A 21,265-nucleotide genomic window follows, 5' to 3' on the forward strand; every position below is an offset into this window, starting at 1 on the left:
CTTCAGCACGTCGCCTGCTCGGCACCGGCAAGGCGCTCGAGGGACGTGCGATCAACTTGTTGGGAATCCACTTTGACATAAGCGGCCGCTTCTTCAGCGACCACCATCACATCGCTCACACCGGGCAATGCCTTGAAACGCTCAGCCAACGAAGCATCGCGCAGCGCCTCATCGGAAAGAGGCAGGCGAATACTCGTTACATAAGGCGGTTCGCGCATGGTAACAGCAATCGCCAGCCAGATGGCAGCCAGCACCGCGCAGCCGATGAACACCCCGTCGAGCCCGCCGTGCTGGAACATCCAGCCACCCAGGATGCCGCCCACGGCGGCACCGAGGAACTGGCTGGTGGAGTACACGCCCATTGCCGTGCCCTTGCCGCCGGCCGGAGAAACCTTGCTCACCAGCGAAGGCAGCGAAGCCTCCAGCAGGTTGAACGCGGTGAAGTAGACGATGATGCCGAACACCAGTTCCTTGAGGCTGTTGCCGAACTCCCAGAAGAACAGTTCGCAGAGCATCAGGGTCGCCACGGCACCGGTCAGCACGCGTTTCATCTGACGCTTCTTCTCGGCGTAGATGATGAACGGGACCATGCCGAAGAAGCCCACCAGCAGCGCGGTCAGGTAGACCCACCAGTGTTCTTCCTTGGGCAGCCCGGCACGCTCCACCAGCGCCAGTGGCAGCGCGACGAAGCTGGCCATGAGGATAGCGTGCAGGACCAGAATGCCGGCGTCCAGGCGCAGCAGTTCGCCGTTCTTCAGGGTCGGCAGCAGCGACTGCTTGGCCACGCTGGACTCGCGGTGCTGCATGCGGTGGTCGGGGGTCGGCACGAAGAACAGGATGATCAGCATGCCCACCAGCGCCATGCCGGCGGTGAACCAGAACAGGCCGTGCAGGCCGAACCAGTGGGTCAGTACCGGGCCTGCGACCATCGCCACGGCGAAGGATACGCCGATGCTCATGCCGATCATGGCCATGGCCTTGGTGCGGTGCTGCTCGCGGGTGAGGTCGGAGAGCATCGCCATCACCGCCGCGGAGATCGCCCCGGCGCCCTGCAGGACGCGGCCGGCGATAATGCCCCAGATGGAGTCGGCGTTGGCCGCCAGCGCGGCACCAGCGGCGAACACCAGCAGGCCAACGACGATGATCGGCCGACGGCCGATGCGGTCGGACAGGGTGCCCAGCGGAATCTGCAGGATCGCCTGGGTCAGGCCGTAGGCGCCGATGGCCAGGCCGATCAGTGCCGGGGTGGCGCCGGCCAGGTCCTGGCCGTAGGTGGCGAGCACCGGCAGGACCATGAACATGCCGAGCATGCGGAACGCGAAGACCAGGGACAGGCCGGCGGCCGCGCGGGTTTCGGTGCCACTCATGCGCTCAGTGTGGGAATCGTGCATAAGCCCCTCATGAAAAGACAAAAAACGGGAATGCGCTGGATTGCCCCCGTGGCGGCGCGCCATCCGGGCCTTGCAGGGCCGGTTGTCGCCAACGCCGAAAAATAGCCGCGCATTCTACCAGCCCAACGGTCCAAGGGCACACACGCGCTACTTTGCCGCGTGCCGGAAACGCCCCGTATAATCGATAGTTTTCGCCCGCCATGCGAGGCCGCAGTGGACAAGATCCTCATCCGTGGGGCACGTACCCACAACCTGAAGAACATCGACCTGACCCTGCCGCGCGACAAGCTGATCGTGATCACCGGCCTGTCCGGTTCCGGCAAGTCTTCCCTGGCCTTCGACACGCTCTACGCCGAAGGCCAGCGCCGCTACGTGGAATCCCTGTCGGCCTACGCCCGGCAATTCCTCTCGATGATGGAAAAGCCTGATGTCGACACCATCGAAGGCCTGTCGCCGGCAATTTCCATCGAGCAGAAATCCACCTCCCACAACCCGCGTTCCACCGTGGGCACCATCACCGAGATCTACGACTACCTTCGCCTGCTCTATGCACGCGTGGGTATTCCGCGCTGCCCGGACCACGATATCCCGCTGGAAGCCCAGACAGTCAGCCAGATGGTCGACCAGGTGCTCGCGCTGCCCGAAGGCCGCAAGCTGATGCTGCTGGCTCCGGTGATCCGCGAGCGCAAGGGCGAGCACCTGGCGGTGTTCGAGGAGATGCGCGCCCAGGGCTTCGTCCGTGCCCGCGTCGACGGCAAGCTCTACGAACTGGATGAAGTGCCCAAGCTGGACAAGAAGCTCAAGCACTCCATCGACATCGTGGTCGACCGCTTCAAGGTGCGTGGCGACCTGCAGCAGCGCCTCGCGGAATCCTTCGAGACGGCGATCAACCTGGCAGACGGCATCGCGCTGGTGGCACCGATGGATGACGAAGAAGGCGAAGAGATGATCTTCTCCGCCCGCTTCGCCTGCCCGATCTGCGGCCATTCCATCAGCGAGCTGGAACCCAAGCTGTTCTCCTTCAACAACCCGGCCGGCGCCTGCCCGACCTGCGATGGCCTGGGCGTGAAGCAGTTCTTCGACGCGCGCCGGGTGGTCAACGGCGAGCTGACCCTCGCCGAGGGCGCGATCCGCGGCTGGGACCGGCGCAATGTCTACTACTTCCAGATGCTCGGCTCGCTGGCCGGGCACTTCGGCTTCAGCCTGGAAGAACCGTTCCAGGACCTCGACCCGGACCACCAGAAATTCATCCTCAACGGCTCCGGCCGCGAGAATGTCGAGTTCCGCTACCTCAACGACCGTGGCGACATCGTCAAGCGCGCGCACCCGTTCGAGGGCATCCTGCCGAACCTGGAGCGCCGCTACCGCGAGACCGAGTCGGCCACCGTGCGCGAGGAGCTGGCCAAGTTCCTCAGCACCCAGCCCTGCCCGGACTGCCACGGCACCCGCCTGCGCCGCGAGGCGCGTCACGTCTGGGTGGGCGACAAGACCCTGCCGGCGATCACCTCGATGCCGGTGGGCACCGCCTGTGAGTACGCCGAAAGCCTGACCCTGACCGGCCGCCGCGGCGAGATCGCCTCGAAGATCCTCAAGGAGATTCGCGAGCGCCTGCAGTTCCTGGTCAACGTCGGCCTCGACTACCTGACCCTGGACCGCAGCGCCGACACCCTGTCCGGCGGCGAGGCCCAGCGCATCCGACTGGCCAGCCAGATCGGCGCCGGCCTGGTGGGCGTCATGTACATCCTCGACGAGCCCTCCATCGGCCTGCACCAGCGAGACAACGAGCGCCTGCTGGGCACCCTCACCCATCTGCGCAACCTGGGCAACACGGTGATCGTGGTCGAGCACGACGAGGACGCCATCCGCCTCGCCGACTATGTCGTCGACATCGGCCCCGGCGCCGGCGTGCACGGCGGGCAGATCGTCGCCGAGGGCACACCGCAACAGGTCATGGACCATCCGGACTCGGTCACCGGCGCCTACCTGTCCGGCCGCACCAAGATCGTCGTGCCCGCCGAGCGCACCCCGCGCAACAAGAAGCAGCTGCTCAAGCTCAAGGGCGCGCGCGGCAACAACCTGCAGAACGTCAACCTGGAAATCCCGGTCGGCCTGTTCACCTGCATCACCGGCGTCTCCGGCTCGGGCAAGTCGACGCTGATCAACAACACCCTGTTCCCGATCACCGCCACCGCGCTCAACGGCGCCACCACGCTGGAGGTCGCGCCCTACGACTCGTTCGACGGCCTGCAGCACCTGGACAAGGTGGTGGACATCGACCAGAGCCCGATCGGCCGCACCCCGCGCTCCAACCCGGCGACCTACACCGGGCTGTTCACGCCGATCCGCGAGCTGTTCGCCGGCGTGCCGGAAGCCCGCTCGCGCGGCTACGGTCCGGGGCGTTTCTCGTTCAACGTCAAGGGCGGCCGCTGCGAAGCCTGCCAGGGCGACGGCGTGATCAAGGTAGAGATGCACTTCCTGCCGGACATCTACGTCCCCTGCGACGTCTGCAAGGGCAAGCGCTACAACCGCGAGACCCTGGAAGTCCGCTACAAGGGCAAGAGCATCACCGAGGTGCTGGACATGACCATCGAGGACGCCCGGGTGTTCTTCGACGCCGTGCCGGCCATCGCCCGCAAGCTGCAGACACTGATGGACGTCGGCCTGTCGTACATCAAGCTGGGCCAGAGCGCGACCACGCTGTCCGGTGGTGAGGCGCAACGGGTGAAGCTGTCCCGCGAGCTGTCCAAGCGTGATACCGGCAAGACCCTGTACATCCTCGACGAGCCGACCACCGGCCTGCACTTCGCGGATATCCAGCAACTGCTCGACGTGCTGCACCGCCTGCGCGACCACGGCAACACGGTGGTGGTGATCGAGCATAACCTGGATGTGATCAAGACCGCCGACTGGCTGGTCGACCTCGGCCCCGAGGGCGGCTCCAAGGGCGGCCAGATCATCGCCACCGGCACACCGGAGCAGGTCGCGGAACTGGCGGTGTCGCACACCGGGCACTTCCTCAAGCCGCTGCTGGAGCGCGATCGGGCCTGATCCGCACCGGCATGAAAAAAGCCCCTGCCGCCGAATGGCGCAGGGGCTTTTCTTTTGGATCTTGTAGGAGCGGACTATGCCCGCGATCAGCGCGCCTCGCGCGCTCCTGCAAGATACAGATCAGATCTGCGACTGCAGGTAGTTCTCCAGGCCCATCTTCTGGATCAGGCCCAGCTGCTGCTCAAGCCAATACGCGTGGTCTTCCTCGGTATCGGTCAGCTGCACGCGCAGGATGTCGCGGGTGACGAAGTCCTTGTGCTTCTCGCACAGGGCGATGCCCTTGGCCAGGGCGGCGCGTACGTGACGCTCCAGCTTAAGGTCGGCTTCCAGCATCTCCGGCACGGTCTTGCCCGGGTGGATGTCGTCCGGGCGCATGCGCGGAGTGCCTTCGAGCAGCAGGATGCGACGCAGCAGGGCGTCGGCGTGCTGGGTTTCCTCTTCCATTTCGTGGTTGAGGCGCTCGTAGAGCTTGGTAAAGCCCCAGTCCTCGTACATGCGCGAGTGGATGAAGTACTGGTCGCGAGCGGCCAGCTCACCGGTCAGCAGCGTGTTGAGATAATCGATAACCTCGGCGTGGCCTTGCATCAGCCTTCTCCCTGGGACGTGACAGCGAATTAAACGGCGCTATGGTCGCGACTGGCCATGACCGGGGTCAAGTCCGCAATGCCCCACAAACGCAACCGCCCTCCGAAGAGGGCGGCAGGTGGAACGGCTTCAGCTTAGTCCAGCTTAAGGCCCAGGGCCATGGCAACGCCTTCACCGTAGGCCGGGTCGATGTTGAAGAACAGTGCCAGCTGACGACGCTGGATGGCCTCTGGCACACCCGCCATGTCACCGGCGATATTCTCGTAGAGACGCTGCCGCTGGGCTTCGTCGAACAGGCGGAACAGCGCAGCCGGCTGGCTGTAGTAGTCATCGTCAACGCGGTGGTTCCAGTGATCCGCAGTGCCTTCCAGCGTCAACGGCGGCTCGGAGTAGTCCGGCTGCTCCTGCCACTGGTTGAAGCTGTTCGGCTCGTAGGTGACGGTCATGTCGCCGTTGTTGCCGTCCACCCGCATGGCGCCGTCGCGGTGGTAGATTCGCGGGTTGTTGCGCGCAGCGTTCACCGGGATCTGGTGGTGGTTCACGCCCAGGCGATAGCGGTGAGCATCGCCGTAGGAGAACAGGCGGCCCTGGAGCATCCTGTCCGGCGAGAAGCCGATGCCGGGGACGATGTTCGCCGGGCTGAAGGCGGACTGTTCGACCTCGGCGAAGTAGTTCGCCGGGTTGCGGTTGAGCTCGAAGTAGCCCACCTCGATCAGCGGGTAATCGCCATGCGGCCAGACCTTGGTCAGGTCGAACGGGTTGTAGCGGTAGGTCGCGGCGTCCTTCTCCGGCATGACCTGCACGTACATCTTCCAGCGCGGGAAATCACCGCGCTCGATGGCGTCATAGAGGTCACGCTGCGAGCTTTCGCGGTCGGCGCCCACCAGCTTGGCGGCTTCCTCGTTGCTCAGGTTCTCGATGCCCTGTTGGGTCTTGAAGTGGAACTTGACCCAGAAGCGCTCGTTGCTGGCGTTGATGAAGCTGAAGGTGTGGCTGCCGAAGCCGTGGACGTGACGGTAGCTGCGCGGCAGCCCGCGATCGCTGAAGTCGATGGTCAGCTGGTGCAGGGCTTCGGGCAGGTGCGAGAAGAAGTCCCACTTCAGGGTCGCGTTGCGCAGGTTGGTGCGCGGATCGCGTTTCACCACGTGGTTCAGGTCGGGGAATTTCAGCGGGTCGCGGAAGTAGAAGACCGGGGTGTTGTTGCCCACCAGGTCCCAGTTGCCTTCCTCGGTGTAAAACTTCATGGCGAAGCCGCGGATATCGCGCTCGGCGTCAGCAGCGCCACGCTCGCCGGCCACCGTGGAGAAGCGCAGGAACAACGGAGTCTGCTTGCCGACCTCGGAGAACAGCTTGGCGCGGCTGTACTGGGTAATGTCGTGGGTGACGGTGAAGGTGCCGTAGGCCGCGGAGCCCTTGGCATGCATGCGGCGCTCAGGGATCACTTCGCGGTCGAAGTGCGCCAGTTTCTCCAGGAACCAGACGTCCTGCAGCAGCATCGGGCCCCGCGGGCCGGCGGTCTGGACATTCTGGTTATCGGCGACCGGCGCTCCGGCAGCAGTCGTCAGGCGGGTGTTGTCACTCATCGTTACTCTCCTCAACGGCGGGGTGTTCGAAGACCGGCGGATCACGAAGGCTGTGAGCGCGGCCCGACATCCCAGTCGGACAATTAAGCGCCTCCACCGGCGTTGCGGCTGTTGATCCAGCTCAGCAAGCAGTAGAAGTCGGCGTCGTTAAGGATCGGTGACAAGGGCATGGATCAGCCAATTTATTGATTCGAGCCGATCGATAGATAAAAACTTTTCTATGGGCGATAAAAAACCGGGCACAGGGCCCGGTTTCTTATAAGGCGTAAACCTTACTCTGCAGCTTCTACTGCTTGGCCGCCAACAGCGCGGTCAATCAGTTCGACGTATGCCATGGGGGCATTGTCGCCAGCGCGGAAGCCGCACTTCAGGATGCGCAGGTAGCCGCCCGGACGGTTGGCATAGCGCTTGCCCAGTTCGTTGAACAGCTTGCCTACGGCTTCTTTCGAACGGGTACGGTCGAAAGCGAGACGACGGTTGGCAACGCTATCCACTTTAGCCAGGGTGATCAGCGGCTCGGCAACGCGACGCAGTTCCTTGGCCTTGGGCAGGGTGGTTTTGATCAGTTCGTGTTCGAAGAGCGACACAGCCATGTTCTGGAACATAGCCTTGCGGTGCGCGCTGGTGCGGCTCAGGTGACGACCACTTTTACGATGGCGCATGGTTCAATTCCTTTCCAAACTTTACGTTCGGTAGCTACGACGATCAGGCAGTAGCCTTGTCGTCTTTCTTGAGACTTGCCGGCGGCCAGTTGTCGAGGCGCATACCGAGGGACAGACCGCGAGAGGCCAGAACGTCCTTGATTTCGGTCAGGGACTTCTTGCCCAGGTTCGGCGTTTTGAGCAGCTCTACTTCGGTGCGCTGGATCAGGTCACCGATGTAGTAGATGTTCTCTGCCTTCAGGCAGTTGGCCGAACGGACGGTCAGCTCAAGGTCATCGACCGGACGCAGCAGGATCGGATCGATCTCGTCTTCCTGCTCTTCAACAACAGGCTCGCTGTCGCCTTTGAGGTCCACGAACGCTGCCAGCTGCTGTTGCAGGATGGTAGCGGCGCGACGGATAGCCTCTTCAGGGTCCAGGGTGCCGTTGGTTTCCAGATCGAGGACCAGCTTGTCCAGGTTGGTACGCTGTTCGACACGGGCGTTTTCGACCACGTAGGCAACACGACGTACGGGGCTGAACGAGGCGTCGAGCTGAAGACGGCCAATGCTACGGCTTTCATCTTCATCGCTCGAACGGGCATCAGCCGGCTCGTAGCCACGGCCACGAGCGACTTTCAGCTTCATGTTCAGCGCGCCGTTATCGGCCAGGTGGGCGATAACATGGTCACCGTTGACGATCTCGACATCATGATCCAGCTGAATATCGGCAGCGGTCACCACACCCGAGCCCTTTTTCGCCAGGGTCAGCGTCACTTCGTCACGGCCGTGCAGCTTGATGGCCAGGCCTTTCAGGTTGAGCAGGATCTCGATGACATCTTCCTGCACACCTTCGATGGCGGAGTACTCGTGGAGTACGCCGTCGATCTCGGCCTCGACTACTGCACAGCCAGGCATGGAGGACAACAGGATGCGACGCAGCGCGTTGCCCAGGGTATGGCCGAAACCACGCTCGAGAGGCTCGAGAGTGATCTTGGCGCGGGTTTGGCTGACCACCTGCACATCGATGTGGCGGGGGGTCAGGAACTCATTTACCGAACTCTGCATGGATGCACCTATTTTCTAGCCCTTACTTGGAGTAGAGCTCGACAATCAGGTTTTCGTTGATGTCGGCGGACAGATCGGCACGAGCCGGGACACTTTTGAAGGTGCCAGCTTTCTTGTCGGTGTCCACGTCGACCCACTCAACGCGACCGCGCTGGGCGCACAGGTCCAGAGCTTGGGCGATACGCAGCTGGTTCTTCGATTTCTCGCGAACAGCAACCACGTCACCAGCTTTGACCTGGTAGGACGGTACGTTTACGGTCTGACCGTTGACGCTGATGGTCTTGTGGGACACCAGCTGACGGGATTCGGAACGAGTGGAACCGAAGCCCATACGGTAGACGACGTTGTCCAGACGGCACTCAAGCAGCTGCAGCAGGTTTTCACCCGTGGAGCCCTTGCGGCGGGACGCTTCCTGATAGTAGCCACGGAATTGACGTTCCAGAACGCCGTAGATGCGGCGAACTTTTTGCTTCTCGCGCAGCTGCAGACCGTAGTCGGACAGGCGACCACGACGCTGGCCATGCTGACCGGGAACTTGTTCTGCCTTGCACTTCGAGTCGAGGGCACGAACGCCGCTCTTCAGGAAGAGGTCAGTGCCTTCGCGGCGGGACAGTTTGCACTTGGGACCAATGTAACGAGCCATTTCTCACTGTCTCCTATTACACGCGACGCTTTTTCGGCGGACGGCAGCCGTTATGCGGGATCGGGGTTACGTCGGTGATGCTGGCGATCTTGTAACCGCAGGCATTCAGCGCACGAACAGCCGACTCGCGACCCGGGCCCGGGCCTTTGACGTTTACGTCAAGGTTCTTCAGACCGTATTCCAGAGCAGCCTGGCCGGCACGCTCGGCCGCTACCTGGGCAGCGAACGGGGTGCTCTTACGCGAGCCGCGGAAGCCCGAACCACCGGAGGTAGCCCAGGACAGGGCGTTGCCCTGACGATCAGTGATGGTAACGATGGTGTTGTTGAAGGACGCGTGGATATGCGCGATCCCGTCGACCACCGTCTTTTTGACTTTCTTGCGAGGACGAGCAGCAGGTTTTGCCATGACTAGATTCCTAAGCGATTACTTGCGGATCGGCTTACGCGGGCCCTTACGGGTGCGCGCGTTGGTCTTGGTGCGCTGACCGCGAACCGGCAGACCACGACGATGACGCAGACCGCGGTAGCAACCGAGGTCCATGAGACGCTTGATGTTCATGTTGATTTCGCGACGCAGGTCACCTTCGGTGGTCAGCTTGGCCACCTCGGTACGCAGCGAATCAATCTGCTCTTCGCTCAGCTCTTTGATCTTTACAGCCGGGCTGATGCCGGTGGCTGCACAGATGCTCTGTGCGGTAGTGCGACCAACACCATAGATGTAGGTCAGCGAGATAACAGTGTGCTTGTTATCCGGAATGTTTACGCCTGCAATACGGGCCATTCAGAAAAACTCCAATTGACAGCTACCCGGCGCCCAGGGAGCCAAGAAAGGGCGCGGATATTAGCGCTGTAAAAACAAATAATCAACCCGGCAGCACACTAGCTGCCGGGTTATAACGCGTGGTTCACACTCAGCCTTGGCGCTGCTTGTGACGCGGCTCCGAGCTGCAGATCACACGAACGACGCCTTCGCGACGGACGATCTTGCAGTTACGGCACAGCTTCTTAACCGATGCACGAACTTTCATCAGTGACTCCTCGAACCTTACGGGTCAGCGCAGCAGACCGCTGCCATAGCCCTTCAGGTTGGCTTTCTTCATGAGGGATTCGTACTGGTGCGAAACGAGGTGCGATTGTACTTGAGCCATAAAGTCCATCACAACCACGACCACGATCAGCAACGAGGTCCCGCCAAGGTAGAACGGTACGTGGGCAGCTACGACCAGGAACTGGGGCAGCAGACACACAGCCGTCATGTACAGGGCACCGAACATGGTCAAACGGGTCAGAACGCCATCAATGTAGCGAGCCGACTGTTCGCCCGGACGAATACCCGGAATAAATGCACCGGACTTCTTGAGGTTTTCCGCCACGTCCTTCGGGTTGAACATCAGCGCTGTGTAGAAGAAGCAGAAGAAAACGATCCCTGCACTAAACAGCAGAATGTTCAGCGGCTGACCAGGAGCGATCGCTTGCGCGACGTCCTGCAGCCAACCCAGGCCTTCCGACTGACCGAACCAGGCACCCAGGGATGCCGGGAACAGCAGGATGCTGCTGGCGAAGATCGCAGGGATTACACCCGCCATGTTCACTTTCAGCGGCAGATGGCTCGTTTGGGCGGCAAACACCTTGCGACCTTGCTGGCGCTTGGCGTAATGCACGGCGATACGACGCTGACCACGCTCGATGAACACCACGAACGCGATGATGGCTACGGCCAGCAGGCCGATGGCGATCAGGGCGAAGATGTTGATGTCACCTTGGCGCGCGGACTCGAAGGACTGACCGATTGCTCGGGGCAGACCTGCGACGATACCGGAGAAGATCAACATGGAGATGCCGTTGCCGACACCCCGCTCGGTGATCTGCTCACCCAGCCACATCATGAACAGTGCACCCGCCACGAAGGTGGTGACCGACACGAAGTAGAAGCCGAAGTCGTTGGAGAAGGCCACGCCCTGGCTACCCAGACCAATGGACATGCCAATGGCCTGGACGAGTGCCAGGACGAGAGTTGCGTAGCGGGTGTACTGGCTGATCTTGCGACGCCCAGACTCACCCTCTTTCTTCAACTGCTCCAGCTGCGGGCTGATAGCGGTCATGAGCTGCATGATGATCGATGCCGAGATGTACGGCATGATCCCCAGTGCAAAGATACTCATGCGCTCCAGCGCGCCGCCGGAAAACATGTTGAAGAGGCTAAGAATGGTCCCCTCATTCTGCCGGAACAGTGCCGCCAAGCGATCGGGGTTGATGCCCGGGACTGGGATATGCGCGCCGATCCGATAGACGATGATCGCCAGGAACAGGAAACGCAGACGTGCCCAGAGCTCGGACAAACCACCACCGTTGCTCAGCGCAGAGAGAGCACCTTGCTTAGCCATTTAGTCCTCGATTTTGCCGCCAGCTGCTTCGATAGCCGCACGAGCGCCCTTGGTGGCGCCGATGCCTTTCAGGGTGACTGCGCGAGTAACGTCGCCCGACAGCATGACTTTCACACGCTGTACGTTCTGGTTAATCACGTTGGCATCCTTCAGGGACTGCACGGTTACGACATCACCCTCGACCTTGGCCAGTTCGGAAGTGCGCACTTCTGCGCGATCCATGGCTTTCAGCGAGTTGAAGCCGAACTTCGGCAGACGACGGTGCAGCGGTTGCTGACCACCCTCGAAGCCCGGAGCGATGGAGCCACCGGAGCGGGAGGTTTGACCTTTGTGACCACGGCCACCGGTCTTGCCCAGACCGCTACCGATGCCACGGCCCGGACGGTGCTTTTCGCGACGGGCACCCGGCGCGGAACGCAGATCGTTCAGTTGCATGGATTAACCCTCCACACGCAGCAGGTAGTAAGCCTTGTTAATCATGCCGCGGTTTTCAGGAGTGTCCTGAACTTCAACGGTGTGATTAATGCGACGCAGGCCGAGGCCTTTGACGCAAGCCTTGTGATTGGCCAGACGGCCGTTCAGGCTCTTGATCAGGGTAACTTTGACAGTTGCCATGGTTAGAGAATCTCCTCGACGCTCTTGCCACGCTTGGCCGCTACCGACTCAGGGGACTGCATGTTCTTCAGGCCCTTGAAGGTTGCGTAGACCACGTTCACCGGGTTGGTGGAGCCGTAGCACTTCGCCAGAACGTTCTGCACACCAGCAACTTCCAGGACAGCGCGCATGGCGCCGCCGGCGATGATGCCGGTACCTTCGGAAGCCGGCTGCATGTACACCTTGGAGGCGCCATGGGCGGACTTGGTCGGGTACTGCAGGGTGGTGCCGTTCAGATCAACCTGGATCATGTTGCGGCGAGCAGCTTCCATTGCCTTCTGGATAGCGGCAGGCACTTCACGCGCCTTGCCACGACCGAAGCCAACACGGCCCTTGCCATCGCCAACCACGGTCAGCGCGGTGAAGGCGAAGATACGGCCACCTTTTACGGTTTTGGCGACGCGGTTCACTTGAACCAGCTTCTCGATGTAGCCTTCGTCGCGCTTTTGATCGTTGTTTGCCATAACTTAGAACTCCAGACCGCCTTCACGAGCGGCATCAGCCAGGGCCTTGATACGACCGTGGTACTTGAAGCCAGAACGGTCGAACGCCACCTGAGTGACGCCGGCAGCCTTGGCGCGTTCCGCGACCAGTTGACCAACTTTCTTGGCTGCGTCGACGTTGCCGGTGGCAGCTTCGCGCAGTTCTTTGTCCAGGGTCGAGGCGCTGGCCAGGACCTTGCCGCCGTCGGCTGCAATGACCTGGGCGTAGATGTGCTGGGAGGAGCGGTACACGCAGAGGCGTACGGCTTCCAGTTCGCGCATCTTCAGGCGAGCCTTGCGAGCGCGGCGCAGACGGGTTTCTTTCTTGACGCTCATTTGCTATGCCCTACTTCTTCTTGGCTTCTTTACGAAGGACGACTTCGTCGGCGTAACGCACGCCCTTGCCTTTGTACGGCTCCGGCGGACGGAAGTCGCGGATTTCCGCGGCAACCTGGCCAACCAGCTGCTTGTCGATACCCTTGATCAGGATGTCGGTCTGGCTGGGGGTTTCCGCGACGATGCCGGCAGGCAGTTCGTAATCAACCGGGTGGGAGAAGCCGAGAGCCAGGGACAGCACTTGGCCTTTGGCCTGCGCCTTGTAACCAACACCAACCAGCTGGAGCTTGCGCTCGAAGCCCTGGCTGACGCCGATTACCATGTTGTTGACCAGAGCACGGGTAGTACCGGCCATGGCACGGGTCTGCTGGTCGCCGTTACGCGCAGCGAAACGCAGCTCACCGTTGTCCTGAATGACTTCGACGGACGGATGTACTTTCAGCTCGAGAGCGCCTTTGGCACCCTTGATCGAAAGTTCCTGACCAGCCAGCTTGATTTCAACGCCAGCGGGCAGAATGACGGGGTTCTTAGCAACGCGAGACATGCTGATTCCCCTTAGAACACAGTGCAGAGCACTTCGCCACCGACGCCAGCGGCACGGGCAGCACGGTCAGTCATCACACCTTTGTTGGTGGAGACGATCGAAACGCCCAGGCCGCCACGAACTTTCGGCAGCTGGTCTACGGATTTGTACTGGCGCAGGCCAGGACGGCTGATTCGCTTCACTTCCTCGATGACAGGCTTGCCTTCGAAGTACTTCAGCTCGATCGACAGCAGAGGCTTGGCCTCGGCGGTGACTTGGAAATCCGCAATGTAGCCTTCGTCCTTGAGGACTTTGGCGACTGCCGCTTTCAGCTTGGAAGACGGCATGCTCACGACGGTCTTCTCAGCCATCTGGGCATTACGGATGCGAGTTAGCATGTCTGCTAACGGGTCCTGCATACTCATGGGCTTAATGCTCCTGATACAAAAGATAAGCCTTCAACTTCACAACTCGCCCTCAAAACGCCGGACGAACTAAAACCCGGACTCGGGGGAGCCGGGTATTCTAGAGATCGCTTAAAAACGAATCAAGCCCCACAAGGGGGCTTGCTTCGCAAAGCGATCAACGGGGCTGTTGCCAACCCCGTCTAGCACTTACCAGCTGGCTTTCACCAGGCCCGGTACGTCACCGCGCATTGCTGCTTCACGCAGCTTGTTACGGCTCAGGCCGAACTTGCGGTAGTAACCGTGCGGACGACCGGTCAGGCGGCAACGGTTACGCAGGCGGCTGGCGCTCGCGTCACGCGGTTGCTTCTGCAGGGCGACCTGGGCATTCCAACGATCTTCAGCCGAAGTGCTCGGATTAGCGATGATCGCTTTCAGCTCGGCACGCTTTTTGGCGTACTTGGCTACCGTTTGCTGACGCTTCAGCTCACGGTTCTTCATGCTCTCTTTAGCCATGGTCCTACTCCAATCAGTTGCGGAACGGGAATTTGAAGGCGCGCAGCAGTGCACGACCCTCATCATCCGAACGCGCGGTGGTGGTCAGAGTGATATCCATACCGCGGAGGGCATCGATCTTGTCGTAATCGATTTCCGGGAAGATGATCTGCTCTTTGACGCCCATGCTGTAGTTGCCACGGCCGTCGAAGGACTTGGCGTTCAGACCGCGGAAGTCACGAACGCGCGGCAGAGAGATCGACAGCAGACGGTCCAGGAACTCGTACATGCGATCGCCACGCAGGGTGACTTTCACGCCGATCGGCCAGCCTTCACGAATCTTGAAACCAGCGATGGACTTACGAGCGTAAGTCACAACCGGCTTCTGACCCGCGATCTTTTCCAGATCAGCTACGGCGCTCTCGATGACTTTCTTGTCGCCGACAGCTTCGCCAAGACCCATGTTCAGGGTGATTTTGGTAACGCGCGGAACTTCCATCACGTTCGCCAGCTGAAGCTCTTGCTTCAGCTTGGGAGCGATTTCCTTCCGATAAATTTCTTTCAATCGTGCCATGGTGATCTACCTAGCTCCCTCAAGCCTGAACCGGTTTCTGGGTCGACTTGAAGACACGAATCTTCTTACCGTCTTCGACTTTGAAACCAACGCGGTCAGCCTTGTTGGTTTCAGCGTTGAAGATGGCGACGTTGGAGACGTGCAGAGGCGCCTCCTTCTCGACGATCCCGCCTTGCTGGTTGAGCATGGGGTTGGGCTTGGTGTGGCGCTTGACCAGGTTCACACCGCCAACGACCAGACGGTCGTCAGCCAGAACCTTGATCACTTTGCCACGCTTGCCCTTGTCCTTGCCGGCAATGACGATGACTTCGTCGTCACGACGAATTTTTTGCATGACGGCTACTCCTTACAGCACTTCTGGGGCAAGGGAGACGATCTTCATGAACTTCTCGGTACGAAGTTCACGAGTCACGGGCCCGAAGATACGGGTGCCGATCGGCTCCTGCTTGTTGTTCAGCAGGACGGCGGCGTTGCCGTCGAAGCGAATGATGGAACCGTCGGTACGACGTACGCCGTGCTTGGTGCGAACGACCACGGCAGTCATTACCTGGCCCTTCTTCACCTTGCCACGCGGAATTGCTTCCTTGACGGTGACCTTGATGATGTCGCCAATGCCGGCGTAGCGGCGGTGGGAACCGCCGAGCACCTTGATGCACATTACGCGACGCGCGCCGCTGTTATCAGCGACTTCGAGCATGGATTGAGTCTGAATCATCTTCTATCTCCGATCCTTAGACTTCAACCGCGCGCTCGACGATGTCAACCAGAGTCCAGGCCTTGGTTTTGGCCAGAGGACGGGTCTCGCGAATGGTGACCAGGTCACCAATGCGGCACTGATTGGTTTCGTCGTGGGCGTGCAGCTTGGTCGAACGCTTCACGTATTTGCCGTAGATCGGGTGCTTTACGCGGCGCTCGATCAGAACGGTGACGGTCTTGTCCATCTTGTCGCTGACGACGCGGCCAGTCAGCGTACGGACGGTTTTCTGAGCTTCAGCCATGATTACTTACCTGCTTGCTGGTTGAGCACAGTTTTCACGCGAGCGATGTCGCGCTTAACCTGCGAGAGCAGGTGAGACTGCCCCAACTGGCCAGTTGCTTTCTGCATGCGCAGATTGAACTGGTCGCGCAGCAGGCCGAGCAGTTGCTCGTTCAGCTGCTCAACGGATTTTTCACGAAGTTCATTCGCTTTCATCACATCACCGTCCGCTTAACAAAGGAGGTGGCGAGCGGCAGCTTTGCAGCAGCCAGGGCGAATGCCTCACGCGCCAGCTCTTCGGATACACCCTCGATCTCGTACAGGACCTTGCCCGGTTGAATCTGGGCTACCCAGTACTCGACGCCGCCTTTACCTTTACCCATACGTACTTCCAGGGGTTTCTTGGTAACAGGCTTGTCGGGGAATACGCGAATCCAGATCTTGCCGCCACGTTTAACGTGACGGGTCAGCGCACGACGTGCGGACTCGATCTGACGCGCGGTGAGACGGCCGCGGCTGGTTGCCTTGAGGGCGAACTCGCCGAAGCTGACTTTGGAACCGCGATGAGCCAGGCCACGGTTGTGACCGGTCATTTGCTTGCGGAACTTCGTACGCTTAGGTTGCAGCATTTGCGTACTCCTTACTTAGCAGCTTTTTTACGAGGAGCGGGCGCTACAGGCTTCAGCTCTTCCTGGCGGCCACCAATGACCTCGCCTTTGAAGATCCAAACCTTCACACCGATCACACCGTAGGTGGTGTGCGCTTCGTAGGTTGCATAGTCGATGTCGGCACGCAGGGTGTGCAGGGGCACACGACCTTCGCGATACCACTCGGTACGAGCGATTTCAGCACCGCCCAGACGACCGCTTACCTGGATCTTGATGCCTTTGGCACCAATGCGCATGGCGTTCTGTACAGCGCGCTTCATGGCGCGACGGAACATAACGCGACGCTCCAGCTGCTGAGCTACGCTCTGCGCAACCAGCATACCGTCGAGTTCCGGCTTGCGGATCTCTTCGATGTTGATGTGCACCGGCACACCCATTTGCTTGGTCAGGTCCTGACGCAGCTTCTCAACATCTTCACCTTTCTTGCCGATCACGATGCCGGGACGAGCGGTGTGGATGGTGATGCGTGCAGTCTGAGCCGGACGATGGATGTCGATACGGCTTACGGACGCGCTTTTTAGTTTGTCTTGGAGATACTCACGTACCTTCAGGTCGGCGAACAGATAATCGGCGTAAGTGCGCTTATCTGCGTACCAAACGGAGGTGTGCTCCTTGACGATACCCAGGCGGATGCCATTGGGATGTACTTTCTGACCCATCTGATCGACTCCGTTACTTGTCCGCAACCTTGACAGTGATATGGCAAGACCGCTTGACGATGCGATCAGCACGGCCTTTGGCACGCGGCATGATGCGCTTGAGCGAACGACCTTCGTTGACGAAGACGGTGGAGACTTTGAGATCGTCTACATCGGCGCCTTCGTTGTGCTCGGCGTTGGCAACGGCCGACTCCAGCACTTTCTTCATGATCTCGGCGGCTTTCTTGTTGCTGAAAGCCAGGAGGTTGAGCGCGTCGCCCACCTTCTTCCCGCGGATCTGGTCGGCGACCAAGCGGGCTTTCTGGGCGGAGATACGAGCGCCCGAGAGCTTAGCGGCTACTTCCATCTTCCTTACCCCTTAACGCTTGGCTTTCTTGTCCGCAGCGTGCCCACGATAAGTGCGGGTAGCAGCGAACTCGCCGAGTTTGTGACCGACCATGTCTTCGTTGACCAGAACCGGCACGTGTTGACGGCCGTTGTGGACAGCGATGGTCAGACCAACCATGTGCGGCATGATCATAGAACGGCGCGACCAGGTCTTGATCGGCTTGCGGTCGTTCTTTTCTACCGCCACTTCGATCTTCTTCAGCAGGTGAAGATCGATAAAAGGACCTTTTTTCAGAGAACGTGGCACTGTCGTATCCCTCTATTTACTTGCGGCGACGGACGATCATGTTGTCGGTACGCTTGTTCGCGCGAGTCTTCTTACCCTTGGTCTGAAGACCCCACGGCGATACCGGATGACGACCAGCAGAGGTACGACCTTCACCACCACCATGCGGGTGGTCGACCGGGTTCATGGCAACACCACGAACGGTCGGGCGAACGCCACGCCAGCGTTTGGCACCGGCTTTACCCAGCGAACGCAGGCTGTGCTCGGAGTTCGAGACTTCACCCAGGGTCGCACGGCAGTCAGCCAGGACTTTACGCATCTCACCGGAACGCAGACGTACGGTTACGTATGCACCTTCACGGGCTACCAGCTGAGCCGAAGCGCCAGCGGAGCGAGCGATCTGAGCGCCTTTGCCAGGCTTCAGTTCGATACCGTGGATGGTGCTACCCACCGGGATGTTGCGCAGCGGCATGTTGTTGCCGGCCTTGATCGGAGCGCCGATACCGGAGATCAGTTGATCGCCAGCCACCACGCCTTTGGGGGCGATGATGTAACGACGCTCGCCGTCCGCGTATTTCAGCAGAGCGATGTGAGCAGTACGGTTCGGATCGTATTCGACGCGTTCAACGATGGCAGGAATGCCATCCTTGTTGCGACGGAAGTCGACCAGACGATAGTGCTGCTTGTGACCACCACCGATATGACGGGTGGTGATGCGACCGTTGTTGTTACGGCCGCCCGACTTGGACTTCTTCTCGAGCAGGGGAGCGAACGGAGCACCTTTGTGCAGGTCCTGGTTCACTACCTTGACGACGAAACGACGACCAGCGGAAGTCGGTTTGCATTTAACGATTGCCATGATGCACCCCTTTACTCAGCGCCAGCTGCGAAATCGAGATCCTGGCCCGGCTGGAGAGCGATGTACGCTTTTTTCCAGTCGTTACGCTTGCCCAGGCCGCGAACGGTACGCTTGGTCTTGCCCTGAACGTTCAGGGTGGTGACGCGACGTACTTTCACGCCGAACAGGCTTTCTACGGCCTTCTTGATTTCCAGCTTGGTTGCATCAGTGGCAACCTTGAAAACGAATTGGCTGTTGCCGTCCGCCAGGCCAGTGGCCTTCTCGGAGATATGCGGGCCCAGCAGCACTTTGAATACGCGTTCCTGGTTCATGCCAGCAGCTCCTCGAACTTCTTCACGGCGGACACGGTGACCAGCACCTTGTCGTAGGCGATGAGGCTGACCGGATCGGAAGCCTGGACGTCACGCACATCGACGTGGGCCAGGTTGCGAGCTGCCAGGTACAGGTTCTCATCGACGCCTTCGGTGACGATCAGTACATCTTTCAGGCCCAGGCCTTCCAGCTTGCTGACCAGACCTTTGGTCTTCGGTGCGTCGACAGCGAAGTCGGCAACGACAACCAGACGGTCCAGACGAACCAGCTCAGAGAGGATGGAGCGCAGTGCAGCGCGGTACATCTTCTTGTTGAGCTTCTGGGAGTGATCCTGGGGCTTGGCCGCGAAGGTCGCGCCGCCGCCACGCCAGATGGGGCTACGGATGGTGCCAGCACGAGCACGACCAGTGCCCTTCTGACGCCACGGCTTCTTGCCACCACCGGAGACTTCGGAACGAGTTTTCTGAGCCTTGGTGCCCTGACGACCGCCAGCCATGTAGGCGACGACTGCCTGGTGAACCAGGGTCTCGTTGAATTCGCTACCAAAGGTACGCTCGGAAACCTCGATCGCCTGAGCGCCATTTACATTCAGTTGCATCTCAGCTTCCTCTCTTAACCGCGAGCCTTGGCTGCCGGACGCACCAGCACATCACCACCGGTAGCGCCGGGAACGGCACCTTTGACCAGCAGCAGATTGCGCTCTGCATCGACACGCACGACCTCAAGGGATTGAACGGTTACACGCTCAGCACCCATGTGGCCCGACATTTTTTTGCCCTTGAACACTCGACCAGGAGTCTGGCACTGGCCGATGGAACCCGGGACGCGGTGGGAAACGGAGTTACCGTGGGTGTTATCTTGACCACGGAAGTTCCAGCGCTTGATGGTACCGGCAAAGCCTTTACCTTTGGACTCGCCAGTAACGTCTACCAGCTGACCGGCCTGGAACAGGTCGACAGAGATGGAATCGCCTGCCTTGAACTCCTCTTCGCCCAGACGGAATTCCCACACGCCGCGACCGGCGGCGACATTCGCCTTGGCAAAGTGACCGGCTTGCGCCTTGGTCACGCGAGAAGCACGGCGCTCGCCAGCAGTTACCTGCACAGCGCGATAGCCATCGCTTTCTTCGTTTTTGAACTGGGTGACGCGATTCGGCTCGACCTCAATGACCGTGACCGGAATGGAGACACCATCTTCGGTGAAGATGCGGGTCATGCCGCACTTACGACCGACAACACCAATTGTCATCTTTAGAACCTCTTTAGTGTACGGGGCTTTCACCCGCTATGGCCGCCCATTTCAGAGCGTTACACGACCAATGCCGAAGGCATTAGCCGAGGCTGATCTGTACTTCGACGCCAGCAGCAAGGTCGAGCTTCATCAGCGCGTCGACAGTTTTGTCGGTCGGCTGAACGATGTCGAGAACACGCTTGTGGGTACGAATTTCGTACTGGTCACGAGCGTCCTTGTTGACGTGCGGGGAAATCAGCACGGTGTAACGTTCCTTGCGGGTCGGCAGAGGAATCGGACCACGCACCTGAGCCCCAGTACGTTTCGCGGTTTCCACGATTTCCTGGGTAGATTGGTCGATCAGGCGGTGATCAAAAGCCTTCAACCGAATACGGATTTGTTGATTTTGCATTTGACCTCAGACTCCAAGTTGCCATTCCCAACGGACGGACTCCGCCCGTTAAAAGGAGGCGCAATTGTACGGATGCGTCTGGGGGGTGTCAATATTTAACCAACTCAACGAAAAAGGGACCCCGAAGGGTCCCTTTTCCTGGAGCGGATCAGCGATTACTCGATGATCTTGGCAACCACGCCGGCGCCAACGGTACGGCCGCCTTCGCGAATCGCGAAGCGCAGACCATCTTCCATGGCGATCGGAGCGATCAGGGTGACAACCATTTTCACGTTGTCGCCCGGCATTACCATCTCAACGCCTTCCGGCAGTTCGCAGTTGCCGGTTACGTCGGTGGTACGGAAGTAGAACTGCGGGCGGTAGCCTTTGAAGAACGGGGTGTGACGACCACCTTCTTCTTTGGACAGCACGTACACTTCGCATTCGAACTTGGTGTGCGGCTTGATGGTGCCCGGCTTGGCCAGAACCTGGCCACGCTCTACGTCTTCACGCTTGGTGCCACGCAGCAGAACGCCAACGTTCTCACCAGCACGACCTTCGTCGAGCAGCTTGCGGAACATTTCAACGCCGGTGCAGGTAGTTTTGGTAGTCGCCTTGATGCCGACGATTTCCACTTCTTCCTGGATCTTGACGATGCCACGCTCAACACGGCCAGTTACCACGGTGCCACGACCGGAGATCGAGAATACGTCTTCGATCGGCATCAGGAACGGCTTGTCGATGGCGC

Annotated in this window: 33 protein-coding genes; 1 reads left to right on the top strand and 32 read right to left on the bottom strand. The window is 60.2% G+C overall.

Annotation, left to right across the window (positions count from 1 at the left end):
• Positions 1-2 precede the first annotated feature (2 nt).
• Positions 3-1,391 (bottom strand): MFS transporter, encoded by a 1,389-nt coding sequence (locus IB256_RS28400; protein WP_081517085.1) that lies wholly within the window; start codon positions 1,389-1,391, stop codon positions 3-5.
• Positions 1,392-1,604: 213 nt separating this feature from the next.
• On the opposite strand from IB256_RS28400, the gene uvrA reads away from it, so the two are divergent.
• Positions 1,605-4,439, top strand: a complete 2,835-nt coding sequence (uvrA, locus tag IB256_RS28405; protein WP_192404813.1) for an excinuclease ABC subunit UvrA — start codon at positions 1,605-1,607, stop codon at positions 4,437-4,439.
• A 120-nt stretch (positions 4,440-4,559) separates the two neighbouring features.
• Here uvrA and bfr read toward each other — a convergent pair whose 3' ends face one another.
• The 31 genes from bfr to IB256_RS28560 form a co-directional block, all read right to left on the bottom strand.
• The gene (gene bfr, locus IB256_RS28410) at positions 4,560-5,024 is read right to left on the bottom strand and encodes a bacterioferritin (RefSeq protein ID WP_015475340.1); all 465 of its coding nucleotides are present in this window, start codon (positions 5,022-5,024) and stop codon (positions 4,560-4,562) included.
• Positions 5,025-5,158: 134 nt separating this feature from the next.
• Positions 5,159-6,607 (bottom strand): catalase KatA, encoded by a 1,449-nt coding sequence (gene katA / locus IB256_RS28415; RefSeq protein ID WP_192404814.1) that lies wholly within the window; start codon positions 6,605-6,607, stop codon positions 5,159-5,161.
• 272 nt (positions 6,608-6,879) lie between these two features.
• Positions 6,880-7,269, bottom strand: a complete 390-nt coding sequence (gene rplQ / locus IB256_RS28420; protein WP_015475338.1) for a 50S ribosomal protein L17 — start codon at positions 7,267-7,269, stop codon at positions 6,880-6,882.
• Between the two features lie 43 nt (positions 7,270-7,312).
• A complete protein-coding gene (locus IB256_RS28425; protein ID WP_009617182.1) occupies positions 7,313-8,314 on the bottom strand; it encodes a DNA-directed RNA polymerase subunit alpha in 1,002 nt (333 codons plus the stop codon).
• A 22-nt stretch (positions 8,315-8,336) separates the two neighbouring features.
• Complete coding sequence (rpsD, locus tag IB256_RS28430) at positions 8,337-8,957, bottom strand: 30S ribosomal protein S4 (protein ID WP_054906702.1); 621 nt, start codon at positions 8,955-8,957, stop codon at positions 8,337-8,339.
• A gap of 16 nt (positions 8,958-8,973) precedes the next feature.
• Complete coding sequence (gene rpsK, locus IB256_RS28435) at positions 8,974-9,363, bottom strand: 30S ribosomal protein S11 (RefSeq protein ID WP_003093689.1); 390 nt, start codon at positions 9,361-9,363, stop codon at positions 8,974-8,976.
• An 18-nt stretch (positions 9,364-9,381) separates the two neighbouring features.
• Positions 9,382-9,738 carry a 30S ribosomal protein S13 gene (gene rpsM / locus IB256_RS28440; RefSeq protein WP_024767079.1) on the bottom strand — a complete coding sequence of 119 codons (357 nt, stop codon included), beginning with the start codon at positions 9,736-9,738 and terminating at the stop codon, positions 9,382-9,384.
• Between the two features lie 130 nt (positions 9,739-9,868).
• Positions 9,869-9,985 (bottom strand): 50S ribosomal protein L36, encoded by a 117-nt coding sequence (gene rpmJ, locus IB256_RS28445; RefSeq protein WP_045215308.1) that lies wholly within the window; start codon positions 9,983-9,985, stop codon positions 9,869-9,871.
• 24 nt (positions 9,986-10,009) lie between these two features.
• Entirely contained in the window at positions 10,010-11,341 is a 1,332-nt protein-coding gene (secY, locus tag IB256_RS28450) for a preprotein translocase subunit SecY (RefSeq protein ID WP_024767080.1), read from the bottom strand.
• Positions 11,342-11,776 carry a 50S ribosomal protein L15 gene (rplO, locus tag IB256_RS28455; RefSeq protein WP_045215310.1) on the bottom strand — a complete coding sequence of 145 codons (435 nt, stop codon included), beginning with the start codon at positions 11,774-11,776 and terminating at the stop codon, positions 11,342-11,344.
• A 3-nt stretch (positions 11,777-11,779) separates the two neighbouring features.
• Positions 11,780-11,956 carry a 50S ribosomal protein L30 gene (rpmD, locus tag IB256_RS28460; RefSeq protein WP_009617174.1) on the bottom strand — a complete coding sequence of 59 codons (177 nt, stop codon included), beginning with the start codon at positions 11,954-11,956 and terminating at the stop codon, positions 11,780-11,782.
• 2 nt (positions 11,957-11,958) lie between these two features.
• Positions 11,959-12,459: a 30S ribosomal protein S5 gene (gene rpsE / locus IB256_RS28465; protein ID WP_009617173.1), complete on the bottom strand. Its 501-nt coding sequence runs from the start codon at positions 12,457-12,459 to the stop codon at positions 11,959-11,961.
• Between the two features lie 3 nt (positions 12,460-12,462).
• Positions 12,463-12,813, bottom strand: coding sequence for a 50S ribosomal protein L18 (gene rplR, locus IB256_RS28470; RefSeq protein ID WP_017521897.1), 351 nt, complete (start codon positions 12,811-12,813; stop codon positions 12,463-12,465).
• 10 nt (positions 12,814-12,823) lie between these two features.
• Positions 12,824-13,357, bottom strand: coding sequence for a 50S ribosomal protein L6 (gene rplF / locus IB256_RS28475; RefSeq protein WP_015475332.1), 534 nt, complete (start codon positions 13,355-13,357; stop codon positions 12,824-12,826).
• Between the two features lie 11 nt (positions 13,358-13,368).
• Positions 13,369-13,761 (bottom strand): 30S ribosomal protein S8, encoded by a 393-nt coding sequence (gene rpsH, locus IB256_RS28480; protein ID WP_015475331.1) that lies wholly within the window; start codon positions 13,759-13,761, stop codon positions 13,369-13,371.
• A gap of 189 nt (positions 13,762-13,950) precedes the next feature.
• Entirely contained in the window at positions 13,951-14,256 is a 306-nt protein-coding gene (gene rpsN / locus IB256_RS28485) for a 30S ribosomal protein S14 (protein WP_045215313.1), read from the bottom strand.
• A gap of 13 nt (positions 14,257-14,269) precedes the next feature.
• Positions 14,270-14,809: a 50S ribosomal protein L5 gene (gene rplE, locus IB256_RS28490; protein WP_017521899.1), complete on the bottom strand. Its 540-nt coding sequence runs from the start codon at positions 14,807-14,809 to the stop codon at positions 14,270-14,272.
• Between the two features lie 19 nt (positions 14,810-14,828).
• Positions 14,829-15,143: a 50S ribosomal protein L24 gene (rplX, locus tag IB256_RS28495; RefSeq protein ID WP_045215317.1), complete on the bottom strand. Its 315-nt coding sequence runs from the start codon at positions 15,141-15,143 to the stop codon at positions 14,829-14,831.
• A gap of 12 nt (positions 15,144-15,155) precedes the next feature.
• A complete protein-coding gene (rplN, locus tag IB256_RS28500; protein ID WP_017521901.1) occupies positions 15,156-15,524 on the bottom strand; it encodes a 50S ribosomal protein L14 in 369 nt (122 codons plus the stop codon).
• A gap of 16 nt (positions 15,525-15,540) precedes the next feature.
• On the bottom strand, positions 15,541-15,807 hold the full coding sequence (rpsQ, locus tag IB256_RS28505; RefSeq protein ID WP_009617165.1) for a 30S ribosomal protein S17: 267 nt from the start codon (positions 15,805-15,807) through the stop codon (positions 15,541-15,543).
• 2 nt (positions 15,808-15,809) lie between these two features.
• Positions 15,810-16,001 (bottom strand): 50S ribosomal protein L29, encoded by a 192-nt coding sequence (gene rpmC / locus IB256_RS28510; protein WP_003093720.1) that lies wholly within the window; start codon positions 15,999-16,001, stop codon positions 15,810-15,812.
• The gene (gene rplP, locus IB256_RS28515; RefSeq protein WP_009617163.1) at positions 16,001-16,414 is read right to left on the bottom strand and encodes a 50S ribosomal protein L16; all 414 of its coding nucleotides are present in this window, start codon (positions 16,412-16,414) and stop codon (positions 16,001-16,003) included. The genes rpmC and rplP overlap by 1 nt, the downstream gene beginning before the upstream one ends.
• Before the next feature lie 11 nt (positions 16,415-16,425).
• The gene (rpsC, locus tag IB256_RS28520) at positions 16,426-17,112 is read right to left on the bottom strand and encodes a 30S ribosomal protein S3 (protein ID WP_015475326.1); all 687 of its coding nucleotides are present in this window, start codon (positions 17,110-17,112) and stop codon (positions 16,426-16,428) included.
• Between the two features lie 13 nt (positions 17,113-17,125).
• Positions 17,126-17,458: a 50S ribosomal protein L22 gene (gene rplV, locus IB256_RS28525; protein ID WP_015475325.1), complete on the bottom strand. Its 333-nt coding sequence runs from the start codon at positions 17,456-17,458 to the stop codon at positions 17,126-17,128.
• A 12-nt stretch (positions 17,459-17,470) separates the two neighbouring features.
• Complete coding sequence (gene rpsS / locus IB256_RS28530; protein WP_017521902.1) at positions 17,471-17,746, bottom strand: 30S ribosomal protein S19; 276 nt, start codon at positions 17,744-17,746, stop codon at positions 17,471-17,473.
• Between the two features lie 16 nt (positions 17,747-17,762).
• Positions 17,763-18,584 carry a 50S ribosomal protein L2 gene (rplB, locus tag IB256_RS28535; RefSeq protein WP_024767388.1) on the bottom strand — a complete coding sequence of 274 codons (822 nt, stop codon included), beginning with the start codon at positions 18,582-18,584 and terminating at the stop codon, positions 17,763-17,765.
• Between the two features lie 11 nt (positions 18,585-18,595).
• A complete protein-coding gene (gene rplW, locus IB256_RS28540; protein WP_015475322.1) occupies positions 18,596-18,895 on the bottom strand; it encodes a 50S ribosomal protein L23 in 300 nt (99 codons plus the stop codon).
• A complete protein-coding gene (gene rplD / locus IB256_RS28545; RefSeq protein ID WP_017521904.1) occupies positions 18,892-19,494 on the bottom strand; it encodes a 50S ribosomal protein L4 in 603 nt (200 codons plus the stop codon). Before rplD ends, rplW begins: the two co-directional genes overlap by 4 nt.
• Positions 19,495-19,508: 14 nt before the next feature.
• Complete coding sequence (gene rplC, locus IB256_RS28550) at positions 19,509-20,144, bottom strand: 50S ribosomal protein L3 (protein WP_024767389.1); 636 nt, start codon at positions 20,142-20,144, stop codon at positions 19,509-19,511.
• A gap of 82 nt (positions 20,145-20,226) precedes the next feature.
• Positions 20,227-20,538, bottom strand: a complete 312-nt coding sequence (gene rpsJ, locus IB256_RS28555; RefSeq protein ID WP_003243886.1) for a 30S ribosomal protein S10 — start codon at positions 20,536-20,538, stop codon at positions 20,227-20,229.
• Between the two features lie 155 nt (positions 20,539-20,693).
• A partial coding sequence (locus IB256_RS28560; protein ID WP_263864895.1) for an EF-Tu/IF-2/RF-3 family GTPase occupies positions 20,694-21,265 on the bottom strand: 572 nt, incomplete at its 5' end.

The organism is Pseudomonas sp. PDM17, assembly GCF_014851985.1.
Lineage (GTDB): Bacteria > Pseudomonadota > Gammaproteobacteria > Pseudomonadales > Pseudomonadaceae > Pseudomonas.